This window comes from Laceyella sacchari (assembly GCF_024927925.1).
In the GTDB taxonomy this organism is placed as follows: Bacteria; Bacillota; Bacilli; order Thermoactinomycetales; family Thermoactinomycetaceae; genus Laceyella; species Laceyella sacchari.
The window spans coordinates 3,118,444-3,131,282 of record NZ_CP103866.1; the positions used below are offsets into that span (position 1 = coordinate 3,118,444).

Consider the following 12,839-nt stretch of genomic DNA (forward strand, 5'->3'; position numbering starts at 1 on the left):
GCCTTAACCCCCTCGTGTCACGCGGAACGCCTCCGCCAATGGGATTGCCCCCGTATAAATCGCTTTGCCGACGATCGCTCCGGCAACCCCTTCCGCTTCGTACTCTCTCAATTCGTTCAGCTCCGACAATGAGCGAACGCCACCGGAAGCAATGACCGCTTTGCCTGTGGCCCGAGCCAATTCTCGCACCGCAGTGAGATTGGTGCCCGACAGCATGCCATCCCGTTCAATGTCTGTGAAGATGAACGTCTCCGCTCCATGCTCTGCCATCTCTTGCGCCAATTCAGCCGCTGTCACCGTCTGGATTCGTAGCCAACCATGGGTGGCGATCATGCCACCGCGTGCGTCCAGCCCAACCGCAATCTTGGAACCCATGCGCCGCAGAGAGGCTTTGACAAACGCCGGTTGCTCAATCGCCGCCGATCCGATCACAACCCGGGCGACCCCGGCAGCGAGCAAACGCTCCAAACTGGCTTCATCCCGAATGCCGCCACCCACTTGCACTGGGATGGGGGATTGCTTTACCAACTCCTGAATGAGCGGAAAGTTGACCAATTCTCCGGTTCTGGCCGCATCGAGATCTACCACGTGCACCCATGTTGCCCCTGCGTCGACAAAGCGATTCAGCACATCCAGCGGATCATGCCCGTATACGGTTTCTTGCGCATAATCCCCTTGAATCAGGCGGACGCATTTCCCGCCCCGAATGTCGATGGCTGGATAGATGGTAAAAGCCATTTACACCTGCACCCCCTGATTGGCGATCCGGGCGAACCGATCCAACAGCCCCAACCCGAGCTTGCCGCTTTTCTCCGGATGAAACTGCATACCGTAAATCTGGTTGCGGTTGATGATCGCCGTGACAGGTTGGTGATAATCGGTAGTGGCGATCACATCCTCCGGGTTGGCCGCCTTGACGTGGAAAGAGTGGACAAAATACACATGCCCTTCTTCCAATCCGCGGAACAGGGGATGGGGAAACTTAAACGACAGCCAGTTCCAGCCCATGTGAGGAATCCGATAATCACCGGTGAACTTAACCACATGACCCGGCAACAAATTTAACCCTTGATGCAAACCATGCTCATCACTGCTTGTGAACAACAGTTGCATGCCGAGGCAAATCCCCAGCAATGGCTTGCCCCCCAACGCCGCTTTTTTGATGGCGGCAACTAAGCCGCGCGCCTCCAATTCGCGCATCGCATCGCCAAACGCGCCCACTCCGGGCAAAATGACGCCAGATGCGCGTTCGATTTCCTCCGGGTCGGAGGTGATGATGCAGGTATGCCCCAGCCGCTCCAATGCTTTGGACACACTATGCAAATTCCCCATCCCGTAATCAATGATGGCAATCATCATAAGACCCCTTTCGTCGATGGCACCCCCTGGACGCGCGGATCGTAGTTGGACGCTTCATCCAAGGCCCGGCCAAACGCCTTGAAGCACGCTTCGATCATATGGTGCGTGTTCCGGCCGTAGTGAACGATCACATGCAGCGTCATCCGCGCTTCCAGTGCCAACTTCCAAAAAAACTCATGCACTAATTCAGTGTCAAACTCCCCTACGCGCGGTTGTGGGAATTCCCCACGAAAAACAAAGTGCGGACGGTCGGACAAATCAAGCACCACTTGCGCCAAGGCTTCGTCCATTGGCACATACACCGCACCATAGCGCTTGATTCCACGCTTATCAGCGAGCGCTTCCCTGATTGCCCGCCCTAAGCAGATACCGATGTCCTCCACCGTGTGATGGGCGTCGATTTCCAAATCACCGCGCGCTTTCACTTCCAAGTCCATTTGCCCATGTTTGGCGAGCAACGTCAACATGTGTTCTAAAAATGGAACCCCTGTATCCAATTTGACATGTCCCCGACCGTCCAAGTTGCATGTCAGGGCAATGTCCGTCTCAGCCGTTGTCCGGGTGACCGTTGCCGCCCGCGCTTGCCGTTCACTCATCTGCCTTTCGCCCCTTCCCGTTCCAACCTCACTCGGATCGCCGCGGCATGGGCTCCCAATCCTTCCGCTTCAGCCAATGCCATTGCCTGCGGGCCGTCCCGCAGAAGCGCTTCTTTGCCATAACAGAGCAAACTGGATTTCTTGAGGAAATGATCCACACCCAGCGGAGAGAAGAAGCGAGCCGTTCCCGCCGTCGGCAACACATGATTGGGCCCAGCCACATAATCTCCGAGCGGTTCAGTGCTGTAAGGGCCGAGGAAAACCGCTCCGGCATGCCGAATCCGCCCCAATAGGCTCCATGGGTCAGCGACCATCAACTCCAGATGCTCCGGAGCCAGCTGGTTGCTTAATTCGGCCGCTTCCTGCAAGTCGCCGACAACAGTGATTGCCCCATACCTCTCCAGTGCCGTTTGCGCAATCCGGCCCCGTTCCAACTGCTTGCATTGACGCGCCACCTCGGTTTGCACGTTGGCAGCCAAATCATCAGAAGTGGTTATCAAAATAGCGGAGGAATCCTCCCCATGCTCCGCTTGCGACAGCAGATCGGCCGCCACAAACACAGGATCTGCCGTCTCATCGGCAATCACCACGATCTCACTCGGCCCGGCGACGCTGTCGATGTCCACTTCCCCAAAGACCAGTTGCTTAGCCAGTGCGACAAAGCGGTTGCCCGGCCCCACGATCTTATCCACTTTTGGTACCGATGCTGTTCCGTAGGCCAAAGCGGCCACGGCTTGAGCCCCGCCCACTTTTACGACCCGGTTCACACCGGCAACCTTAGCCGCAGCCAAAGTGGCGGCTGGTATCGAGCCATCCGGTTGCGGCGGAGTCACCATGACGACTTCCTTCACCCCCGCGACCACAGCTGGAATCACATTCATCAGCACCGTGGAGGGGTAAACCGCCCGGCCACCTGGCACATAGACACCCACGCGTTCCAATGGGTGAACCCGTTGCCCCAATATTGTGCCATCTGCTTCTTCCATGATCCACGAGGCAGTCAGCTGTTTTTCATGAAAACGGCGAATTCGCTCAGCGGCGTGGCGAAGCGCGGTCATCAGCTTCGGCTCCACCGCCTGTGCAGCCTCGGCCAGTTCTGCTTCTTCTACATGAAGCGAATTCAACTTCACGCCGTCAAATTGTTTGGTGAACGCCACCAGTGCCTGATCCCCATCTTCCTTGACGCGGGTGATGATCTTCCGCACCGTTGCAACCTCTTCATCGCTAAATTCCGCCCGTTTCCGCTTTCTTAAGAGCGCCTCGCGCCCCACTATTTCTATCATGCAGACACCTCCCCTTCCACAGCTTTGCCCAACCGCTCAGCCAATGTCTGAATCGCTTCCCGCTTCAAACGGTAACTCACTTGATTGGCGATTAGCCGCGCCGTCACCTCCGTGATCCGCTCCAGCTCAACCAAGCCGTTCTCCCTCAACGTTTTGCCCGTTGACACGATATCGACAATCCGCTCTGCCAACCCCGTCAGCGGCGCTAATTCGACCGAACCATTGAGGAAGATCACCTCTACCTGTTGCCCCCGCTCTTTAAAATAACGTTCGGCAATGCGAGGGTATTTCGTCGCCACCCGTGGGTAAAGCCCCGGCTCAGCACCCGGTTTGCCCGCTACTGACAATCGGCAGGGGCTGATGCGCAAATCGAGGAGTTCATACACTTCCCGGGCAGCTTCGAGCAAAACATCTTTTCCCACGATCCCCAAGTCGGCCACACCGTATTCCACATAAGTTGGCACATCCATCGGTTTGGCCAAGAAAAGGGTGAACCCTTGTTCAGGCAAAGCAAATACCAACTTGCGCGAAGATGTGAACCATTCGCTGGGAAACGCATAGCCCCCTTTCGCAAACAACGGAATCAACTCTTCCAACACCCGCCCTTTAGGCAGAGCAATCGTCAACACGTCGCACGCCCCCCTTCTCATCCAATAGCAGGACTTGCTCCGCTTTCCGCTGCATCCGCTCCTCGTCCCGCTCGCTTTGCCACACTTCGGCGATCACTCGGTTTCCTTCGTTGCGCAGTTTTTCCGCAAGGGCCATAGCTGGGCGCATCGCGGCGGGAGGATACAAAACGCCCACGCACTTCGTTTCAGGAACTTCCAACTTGCCGCTGGCCATCAACCGGTCCAGCGTAATAGCGAATCCCGTCGCGGGCATCGGCTTGGAAAAACGCTCATACAATCTGTCATACCGTCCACCGCTAAACAACGGAAATGCCTGCCCGCTCCCCATGCCCTCAAAATAAACGCCGGAATAATACCCCAAGTTCCCGACCAAGCAAGGGTCAAACACCAAACACTCGCCAAAGCCGTAGGCTTCCAGACACGCGCGGCACGCTTCCAGATAAGCGACTGCTTGCAAAACCGTCTCGCTACGAGTTCGCTTCGCCAGTTCCTTCATCCCCTCGGAACCTTTATCCACATGCAGAAGAAAAAGGATTTCCTGCTTAGCCTGTTGCGGAAGTGGACTGTTGTTTACGATTTCCTGAAACCCGACCAAGTCCCGCTCCCCCAACTTTTCTTTCAATTGTTCCAATACCGACTCGTCAGATATCCGCTCCCGCAAGAAACCGTCCAGCAGGGCAGTGTGGCCGAACGCCAATTGGAAATCCTCCACTTCGCATGCCCGCATACAGTCGAGGGCCAGCGCCATCACCTCGGCATCGGCTGCCGGCCCTTCCAAACCTACCAGCTCCACGCCCGATTGAAACCACTCCGCTTGCCGCCCGGCTTCCACTTCTTGGGCTCGGAACACGCGGGCATGGTAACACAAGCGCAGGGGCAATGGCTCATCTTTAAGCAAGCTGGCCGCCATCCGCGCGATGGGAGCAGTCTGGTCAGGACACAACACCAATGCATGGCCTTCCCGATCCAAACACTTGAACATGCGCGATTCCGAAATCGCACTCGCGCGGCCAACCGTCTCAAAAAACTCCAGTGTCGGGGTACATACTTCCTCATAACCCCATGCGGAAAACCGGGCATGCACTCGTTCTTCAAACTGCCGCTTCCGCGCTGCCAGCTTCGGAGGCAAGTCTCGGAATCCCATGGGCTTTTCAAACTCTCGCGGTTTTTCCATCGGTCTCTCCTTCACGCTTCATCTTATTATCACGTTACCAAACTAAAGTGTTTTCGTTATTATAACATGAAGGTGAATGTCTGACCACTGTTATTTACGGTAATTTTTTCAACCACTCCGCCATCTTTTCCATCGCCTTGCGCCGATATGAATAGCGGAGCCTCTCTTCCAATGGCACGTCATGTAATACGCGCGTATCCCCGTCAGGGATGAAGATACGGTCAAATGGAATGGCCCGGTTGGGTATCATCTCATCATCGATCTGGTCACAGATCCGCCCGTGCGTCTTGGCCGTGAATATGGCCGTCTGCCCCTTGCAAGCGACGGCGACCGCCCCTTCAAACCAAGCATCCCGTACTTCCCCTTCCAAAAGCTTGCGGATTCCTTTATAACCGATACGGTCAAACACGCGCTTGGTCAACACGCCTGGAAACGAATCGAACGCGGCGAAGAAGATGCCCGCATCGTCTACCATCACCGTGTCATATCCCTGCTCCAACACCTGCTTCAACTTGAATTCCGCCACCTCCGCCATCGTCCCCTCATCTGGTTCGTGCAGGACAATTGGCAGGCTTTCCACTTCGATCCCCATGGGCGCTAAAACATCCATCGCTTCTTTTAATTTGGCTTCGTTCTGTGTCGCGAATAAAATTTTCAAGGTCGTTCCCCCTAGCTGCTATCTCTTGAAGAGTCCTTGTAGAAATGATTTATTGATATTCTATCACGGATGATATTAAGCCATTAAATGGCAGGAAGCGAAGATGACCGTGGGTAAGAGTTGCAGATGCGACGTCCACCGTCAACTGCAAGAGACACATAATCAATCCACCTTTTGATTTCTATATCAACGCATTCTCCCAAAATGACATGCGCCACCAGGATTGACAATCCCATAAACGCCTCCGATGGCATGTGGCCAAGCGGGGGACTGAAACCGGTTGCTACTTTCGAAATTTAGACAACCTCTTGAAATCTATATGACAGTTTACACTTTTTACCCATAAATATATACTGGATGATAAAATAAAAATATTCATATATACACAGAACTTATCTGTTTATATTTTCCTTATACTTCTCCAATAACGAAAGAGGGATCCCATCATGTATAAAACCGTTGGTTTATACAAGCGAATGGATAATGAAGATGAATTTTATGACTATTACACCAATGTTGTCGTACCTCAGTTGCTCAACATTCCCGGTGTCCTGAAAGTGGAGGTGACCCGGCTTCACTCCACGCGAGTCAGCGGCGACTCGAATTACTTCTTGATGGGTGAAACTTATTTTGCTAACTATGAGTCGTTCCAACGCACCATGACCACTCCGGAAGGAAAAGCCGCACTCGCCACCGCGTTAAAGGAATCAGCAGAGTTTTTGACAGCGTACGTTGGGCAAGAAGAATCCTTCAAAACCAACATCTTTACCAAACCGCATTACATCAAATAAACCCAAGCCGGCTATGTGGATAGCCGGCTTTCTTTTTGGGGGAAAATTGCTATAATGGTGTGTTGGTTAGAGAAATCTCGTCCTATGCGCGGATATCGGAAAGGAAGTTATCAGTATGATTTACTCTGCACTTCGCCGAATGCTGTTCAAGATGGACCCGGAAACGGCCCATGAAATGACGATCAAAGGGTTGCAGTTGTTGCAAAGCACACCCCCCGTTCGCCATCTGTACCAGAAGAGCATGACCGTGGCTGATCCCCGCCTTCAAACTACTTGCCTTGGCACAACTTTCCCCAATCCAGTCGGACTCGCAGCCGGCTTTGACAAACACGCCACCGTTTACCCCGGCCTAGCGGCGCTCGGCTTCGGTTTTGTCGAGGTAGGCACCTTGACCCCCCGTCCCCAAAGCGGCAACCCCAAACCGCGCCTGTTTCGCCTTCCTGAAGACCAAGCTGTCATCAACCGCATGGGTTTCAACAACCATGGCGTAGAACAGGCTAAACGCGCATTTGAAATATTGGCGCGCCCTTCCATCCCCATCGGCATCAATCTGGGTAAAAACAAAGACACGCCCAATGAAGAAGCGGCCTCCGATTACCAGAAGGGACTGGAAGCCCTCTATCTCCATGGCGATTACTTTGTCATTAACATCAGTTCCCCCAACACCGTTGGTTTGCGTGATCTGCAACATGCTACCGCCTTGAAAGAGCTTCTGTCCGCAGTGATCGGTAAACGGGAACAGCTTGCGGCTGAGCATGGAACAACTCGCCCGGTGTTATTGAAGATCGCTCCTGACTTGTCCGAAGAGCAAGTGGAAGAAATCGTCAACGCCGCTCTCCAACTCGGCATTGACGGCATCATCGCGACCAACACCACATTGGCCCGGGACGGCCTCACTGCCAACCACCGCAATGAAATGGGCGGACTCAGCGGCAAGCCACTCACCTCCCGGTCCACTGCGTTCATTCACCATGTCTACCAGCTTACCCAAGGCAGAGTGCCAATCATTGGCGTAGGTGGCATTTTCACCGGCCAAGACGCTCTCGATAAGATCAAGGCCGGCGCCAACTTGGTGCAAGTATACACAGGCATGATCTATCGTGGCCCTTCCATTGCCAAATGGATCAACCAAGAGCTATTGCGCTTGCTGGAACAAGAGGGATTCAACAGCGTGAAGGAAGCTGTCGGTTCGGCGCATCGGTAAAAAAGCGGAGCCCATATGGGACTCCGCTTTTTTCTTACCAATCCAGCTGCAAAGGCGCTGCGGTCTGCACAGTGCTGACCATCTTCTTAAAGATCAAAAATTCGCTCCCATCCACTTCGATGGAAACCGTAAACTTATCAAACTTCCGAATCCGCCCTTGATACTGAAAGCCATTTACCAAAAACAGGGTTACCGGCAATTGTTTGTCCATCACTTCCTGCAAAAACAAGTCCTGCACATTGTTCATCGATTCACCCCATTTTTCAGTCACTGTTTTCTTCCCATTTCCCCTTTAATCGCAAAAAATCCTCCCCCTGTTGCACATCATTTCGCACCTCATGAGCCATTTACTGAAATTCCCCTCTTGCAATACGAACATATATTCGTATATTATCAAAAACAAAGGACGGTGAGATCAACCATGCATGCGATTCATTTTCACCGGTGGTATGAACACCATCGGGCCCAATCCGCCTTTACGCAACCGACTAAGCACATTGACGACACACTCCCATCATACCAGCCACCCCCACTTACAAAGGAACAGCGCGAGTATATGGGTTTTCTGTTAGAAGAAGCATATGATTTGGAACGGCCTGTCCTGGTCACCTATAGCGGTCGTTTTTCTCCATTGCAGTTTTTTGGGCGGGTCGCCAAAATCCAGCCTTTTGAAGAATGGTTTATCATCGCCAATGGTGAATGGAAAAAACGGATCGTCTTCTCCCAATTGATCAATGTCGATTGGCTGTGATACAACATCATCCCCTGACAACCGTTTGCCAGGGGATGATGTTTTTGTTTTGATTTATGCCTCCTTTTCCTTTTTGCCGCCAAACCGCGCTTGTAGCCCTGCGAACAGCTGATACACGATCGGCACGATAAACAGCGTCAACAGCGTCGACGATAGCAATCCGCCGATCACCACCACTGCCAGACCTTGCGACAACAATGTTCCTTCTCCATAACCCAATCCAAGTGGCAGGAGCGCGCACACGGTCGCCAAGGCAGTCATCAAGATAGGCCGGAGCCGGGTACCTGCTGCTTCCAGCAAAGCCTCTGTGATCTCCCAGCCTTCTTTGCGTTTCTGCATGACGCGGTCAATCAAGACGATGGCATTGGTCACTACGATACCAATCAGCATCAACGCCCCGATCATCGCCGACACGCTAATCGGCTGATCCGCCACATAAAGACCAACCAAACCGCCAATCACCGCAAACGGTAGGGAGAACAGAATGGTGAAAGGCGCCGTCGCCTCGCCAAATGCGATCAACATAACCAAGTAGACGGCGAAAATGGCGACAATCATCGCGACTCCCAACTGGGCGAAGCTTTTATTCATCTCTTCGGTGTCACCGCCCAATTTGATGGCAACGCCGGACGGCTTCTTCATTTTGGAGATGATGTCCATCACTTCTCGGGACACTGCTCCGGTATCTTTGACCGTCACATCCCCCGTGACAGAGGCATACAATTGGCCGTCTTCTTTTTGAATGCTCACCGGCCCCTTTTCTACCTTCAAGGTGGCGATTTCATCCAAACGGATCATATCTCCCGTCTGCGACAAAATTTCCACCTTTTTCAGTTGCTCAACCGAGGCGAGCCCTTCTTTTTCCAAGCCTAATTTCACTTCCTGCGCTTCGTTGCCTCGCTCGATCTCCATCACTTTGTCCGCCTGGAGCAAGCCGCGTACCGACATGGCCACTTGTTGGGCCACCAGTCCTTTTTTGGCCGCTTTGGCCTCATCTACTTGCAGAGTGACGATTTCTTTTTGAGCACTTAAGTTGTTGGACACATTGGTCAGCCCGTCAACGTTTTTCAGCTTTGCGGTCAATTCATCGGTCACCCGCTTGACGTCTGCCATGTTGTCACCGCGAACGCTGGCGTTAATCCCGCCGCCATGCACGCCCATGCTGCTCATCTCGGTTACGTTGATTTCAGCCTTATGCTCCTCTGCCAACGGCTTCACTTGGTTGCGTACATCAGCCAAGAACGGTTCCATGTTGGTGTTATCATCCAAGATCACAACCATCGTGCCCCGATTGGCACTGCCAATGCTGCCATCGGCGCCCAATTGGCCAGCCATGCTACCGACCGTCGTGGAGATGACTCCCACTTCTTTGTGCTTCCGCAACAATTGCTCGATCTGCTTGCTTAATTTGTCAGTTTGTTGCAACTCTGTGCCCGACGGTAACTCTACTGTTACACGCAATGCCTTATCCTTTTCCGCTGGCAAAAACGACGTTCCCACCAACGGAATTAAGAAGAGACTTGCCACCAGCAACACGGTTGACAGACTCATCACGATTGCTTTATGGTTTAGGGCCCACGCCAACGACTTCCGGTACCAGTGGGCCATCCGGCTTTCCGCCCGTTTGTGGCGCATCGGGGTACCGCGGAGCAGCATCAGCTTGGACAGCACGGGCACAACCGTAACTGCCACTACCAATGAGCACAACAATGAAAAAGCCACAGTCAACGCAAAGGGGTAAAACACTTCACCGACAATGCCGGTCACAAAGCCGAGCGGAATGAATACCGCCACAGTGGTCAAGGTGGACGACGTGATGGCCGAGCCCACTTCTTTGGTCGCTACCTGAATAATGTTCACACTGCGATCCGCATTGTGCATCAGGTGGCGGTGGATGTTCTCAATCACGACAATGCTGTCATCCACGACCCGCCCGATCGCAACCGCCATTCCACCCAATGTCATGATATTGAGCGTGATATCTGCCTGTTTCAACAAGATCAACGTCGCCAACACAGACACTGGGATGGAGACGATGGAAATCAGGGTCATGCGGAAATCACGCAAGAAGATCAAAATGATGACTGAAGCAAACAACGCACCCAAAAGCCCTTCGCGCACCATGGAATGAATGGAGGCTTTAACACTTTTGGACTGGTCATACAAGGTGATAACCTTCAGCTCAGGGTGTTCTTTGGTGAGTTGCCCCAACTTGGCGAAGATCTCGTCGGCCACTTCCACAATGTTGGCATCCTGATCTTTGATGATATCGATGTTGACAGAAGGCTTGCCATTGGTGCGGGTGATCAAGGTTTGCTCAGCAGCCGACTCGGTGATGGAGGCAATGTCTCCCAACTTCACCGTCTTGATCTCTGCTTCGGCGAGCTTCGGTTGCTTTGGCTTGCCAGCTGAGCGCGGGGTAGACGCCTGGCCTTTAGGCATCTTCATGCCCGGCACTTTCTTGCTGGACGGGCCCTTCACTTTGGAGAGTTGTTGCGAAAGCTGGGTAAGCCCGGTTTTCACCCCATTGATCGCACCATACAACTGGCCGACTTTTTTCATGTCTGGTTCTGGCTTGCTCATCTCATTGTTCAAGGCGATCTGCAAGCCGATCAGCTTGGCCACCAAATCAGCCTGGGTCGCTTGCGCCCGTGACAGGCCCGCAACCCCTTGCCCTAATCCATTTACCGCTTGGCCAATCCCGTTGACCGCATTGCCCAAGCCTCCGACAGCTTGGCCAAGTGCGCCCATCTGTTGGCCCATCGTCTGAAAACCTTGGCCGATTTGGTCAAACGCTTGTTGCATGCCTTCCATCTGGTTAGGCGGAACAGTCAGTTCATAATTTCGCAACTGATCCACACTCGTGATTTTCTGATCGATACGTACCGGCAATTCAATACCGTCTGTGCTTAAATCACCCAACGGCAACGACATGTTGGCACTTTGCAAAGCTTGTTGGACGGCTTGAGCGGAGAGGTTGTATTTCTTTAGTTGCTCCGGTTTCAAGCGGATGTATACCGCTTTGGGCCCTTCCCCTTTTACTTGCACTTCCCCCACCCCATTTACTCCATCCAGGGCGGGTTTCACTTTGTCATTGATCAACTGTTCCAATTGTGCAGCCGTCTTGTCCTTGCTGGAAACGGACAAGCTGACCACAGGGGTCGTGTTAAACCCGAAACGGTTGAACACGGTGTCTTGCACATCTTCGGGCAAGCGAACTTTGCTGATGAGACTTTTCATCTCTTGTTCCGCTTTGTCCAAATCTGCGTCAAAATCAAACTGAGCGACAATCACCGAGGTGCTGTCTGCGGTGATGGAATTCAGCTTTTGCAAGCCTTTCATCCCCCGAACCGCCTTCTCGATCGGATCGGTCACCTTTTTAGATATGTCTTCTGGCGAAGCGCCAGGATAAGGCGTAATCGCCACTACCACCGGAAAACTGATATCCGGCATGGATTCCATCTTCAATTGTGTCGCTGTATAAAGTCCTCCGCCAGATATAAGAAGGGTCAAAATCAAAACGGCGGCGACATTGCGAACAGAAAATCGTGTCAGCCAGTTCACTTGGATCCTCCTTTGCACCAAGGTATACATGATGAGCTAAACCCTGAACGTTGATGCGTTCAATGTTTGTTTCCGCTTTCGAAACCGGCCTTAAATCACCCCAATATTACCGAACAGTATATATTGAGTCAATTTCTGATTTGTGAATATTCCCCGGGAAATGGCCTATCCGTCACAATCTGGTCACACTTCCAACAGCACTTTTGTCCGCTCCCAAAAACCATTTGCTCCTAGTGTCTGCCATCTGAGGGCGGTTCACTCTTTTTCCATGCTAGAAACGCAAAAAAGGCATCTGATATTAACAATCAGATGCCTGTGGCGGATACCGTATCATTTGCCTTCAGTGACCCGCTCGCGTATGATCCGCGCCGGGTTTCCGGCTACGAGCGCATGAGGCGGCACATCTTTGGTAACCACCGATCCCGCTCCCACCATCGCGTGATCGCCGATTGTGACACCGGGCAAAATGGTGCTGTTGGCGCCAATCATCACATGGTCGCCAATAACCACGTCACCTAGTCGGTATTCGTGGATCAAGTATTCATGCGTCAGAATGGTTGTGTTATACCCGATGATGGTATTTTTACCGATACGAATTTTTTCAGGATACAGCACATCCATCGTGGCCATCAGCGCCACGGCCGTCTGCTCCCCGATCTCCATCCGCAAGCAGGTGCGATACAGCCACCGTTTCATCGATAAAAAGGGAACATAACGAGCAATCAAGATGATTAAGGTATTCCAAAACACTTTCCAAAAGGGAATCGTTTGATAGAGTTGCCATAATGCATTACTTCCTTGAACCGGGAAGCGCTCTGTTTTTCTCATCT

13 protein-coding genes are annotated in these 12,839 nt (G+C 52.7%); 3 read left to right on the top strand and 10 right to left on the bottom strand.

Features of this window, described 5'->3' with window-relative positions:
- Nucleotides 1-3: 3 nt before the first annotated feature.
- From hisA to NYR52_RS15295, 7 genes are all read right to left on the bottom strand, one after another.
- A complete protein-coding gene (gene hisA / locus NYR52_RS15265; RefSeq protein ID WP_259435980.1) occupies nt 4-738 on the bottom strand; it encodes a 1-(5-phosphoribosyl)-5-[(5-phosphoribosylamino)methylideneamino]imidazole-4-carboxamide isomerase in 735 nt (244 codons plus the stop codon).
- Nucleotides 739-1,356 carry an imidazole glycerol phosphate synthase subunit HisH gene (gene hisH / locus NYR52_RS15270; protein WP_022737535.1) on the bottom strand — a complete coding sequence of 206 codons (618 nt, stop codon included), beginning with the start codon at nt 1,354-1,356 and terminating at the stop codon, nt 739-741. It lies immediately after the preceding gene.
- Nucleotides 1,356-1,955, bottom strand: a complete 600-nt coding sequence (hisB, locus tag NYR52_RS15275; RefSeq protein WP_022737534.1) for an imidazoleglycerol-phosphate dehydratase HisB — start codon at nt 1,953-1,955, stop codon at nt 1,356-1,358. The genes hisH and hisB overlap by 1 nt, the downstream gene beginning before the upstream one ends.
- A complete protein-coding gene (gene hisD / locus NYR52_RS15280) occupies nt 1,952-3,238 on the bottom strand; it encodes a histidinol dehydrogenase (RefSeq protein WP_259435981.1) in 1,287 nt (428 codons plus the stop codon). Before hisD ends, hisB begins: the two co-directional genes overlap by 4 nt.
- Nucleotides 3,235-3,867, bottom strand: coding sequence for an ATP phosphoribosyltransferase (gene hisG, locus NYR52_RS15285; protein WP_022737532.1), 633 nt, complete (start codon nt 3,865-3,867; stop codon nt 3,235-3,237). The genes hisD and hisG overlap by 4 nt, the downstream gene beginning before the upstream one ends.
- Entirely contained in the window at nt 3,845-5,041 is a 1,197-nt protein-coding gene (hisZ, locus tag NYR52_RS15290) for an ATP phosphoribosyltransferase regulatory subunit (protein ID WP_259435982.1), read from the bottom strand. The genes hisG and hisZ overlap by 23 nt, the downstream gene beginning before the upstream one ends.
- Before the next feature lie 94 nt (nt 5,042-5,135).
- Nucleotides 5,136-5,699, bottom strand: coding sequence for a non-canonical purine NTP pyrophosphatase (locus tag NYR52_RS15295; protein WP_022737530.1), 564 nt, complete (start codon nt 5,697-5,699; stop codon nt 5,136-5,138).
- Between the two features lie 446 nt (nt 5,700-6,145).
- Here NYR52_RS15295 and NYR52_RS15300 point away from each other — a divergent pair, with 446 nt between their 5' ends.
- Complete coding sequence (locus NYR52_RS15300) at nt 6,146-6,490, top strand: EthD family reductase (protein WP_022737529.1); 345 nt, start codon at nt 6,146-6,148, stop codon at nt 6,488-6,490.
- 118 nt (nt 6,491-6,608) lie between these two features.
- On the top strand, nt 6,609-7,694 hold the full coding sequence (locus NYR52_RS15305; protein ID WP_259436776.1) for a quinone-dependent dihydroorotate dehydrogenase: 1,086 nt from the start codon (nt 6,609-6,611) through the stop codon (nt 7,692-7,694).
- A gap of 34 nt (nt 7,695-7,728) precedes the next feature.
- Here the strand turns inward: NYR52_RS15305 and hfq are convergent, their stop codons facing one another.
- On the bottom strand, nt 7,729-7,965 hold the full coding sequence (gene hfq / locus NYR52_RS15310) for an RNA chaperone Hfq (protein WP_022737527.1): 237 nt from the start codon (nt 7,963-7,965) through the stop codon (nt 7,729-7,731).
- Between the two features lie 150 nt (nt 7,966-8,115).
- On the opposite strand from hfq, the gene NYR52_RS15315 reads away from it, so the two are divergent.
- A complete protein-coding gene (locus NYR52_RS15315; RefSeq protein ID WP_259435983.1) occupies nt 8,116-8,445 on the top strand; it encodes a YolD-like family protein in 330 nt (109 codons plus the stop codon).
- Between the two features lie 54 nt (nt 8,446-8,499).
- Here the strand turns inward: NYR52_RS15315 and NYR52_RS15320 are convergent, their stop codons facing one another.
- Complete coding sequence (locus NYR52_RS15320) at nt 8,500-12,009, bottom strand: efflux RND transporter permease subunit (protein WP_158283300.1); 3,510 nt, start codon at nt 12,007-12,009, stop codon at nt 8,500-8,502.
- A gap of 330 nt (nt 12,010-12,339) precedes the next feature.
- Nucleotides 12,340-12,837 carry an acyltransferase gene (locus NYR52_RS15325; protein ID WP_132221519.1) on the bottom strand — a complete coding sequence of 166 codons (498 nt, stop codon included), beginning with the start codon at nt 12,835-12,837 and terminating at the stop codon, nt 12,340-12,342.
- Between the last annotated feature and the right edge of the window lie 2 nt (nt 12,838-12,839).

What these genes read in the sequence shown, in the direction of transcription:
- hisA (WP_259435980.1), bottom strand. Translation starts at nt 738, where the DNA reads ATGGCTTTTACCATCTATCCAGCCATCGACATTCGGGGCGGGAAATGC.
- hisH (WP_022737535.1), bottom strand. Translation starts at nt 1,356, where the DNA reads ATGATTGCCATCATTGATTACGGGATGGGGAATTTGCATAGTGTGTCC.
- hisB (WP_022737534.1), bottom strand. Translation starts at nt 1,955, where the DNA reads ATGAGTGAACGGCAAGCGCGGGCGGCAACGGTCACCCGGACAACGGCT.
- hisD (WP_259435981.1), bottom strand. Translation starts at nt 3,238, where the DNA reads ATGATAGAAATAGTGGGGCGCGAGGCGCTCTTAAGAAAGCGGAAACGG.
- hisZ (WP_259435982.1), bottom strand. Translation starts at nt 5,041, where the DNA reads ATGGAAAAACCGCGAGAGTTTGAAAAGCCCATGGGATTCCGAGACTTG.
- NYR52_RS15300 (WP_022737529.1), top strand. Translation starts at nt 6,146, where the DNA reads ATGTATAAAACCGTTGGTTTATACAAGCGAATGGATAATGAAGATGAA.
- NYR52_RS15315 (WP_259435983.1), top strand. Translation starts at nt 8,116, where the DNA reads ATGCATGCGATTCATTTTCACCGGTGGTATGAACACCATCGGGCCCAA.
- NYR52_RS15325 (WP_132221519.1), bottom strand. Translation starts at nt 12,837, where the DNA reads ATGAGAAAAACAGAGCGCTTCCCGGTTCAAGGAAGTAATGCATTATGG.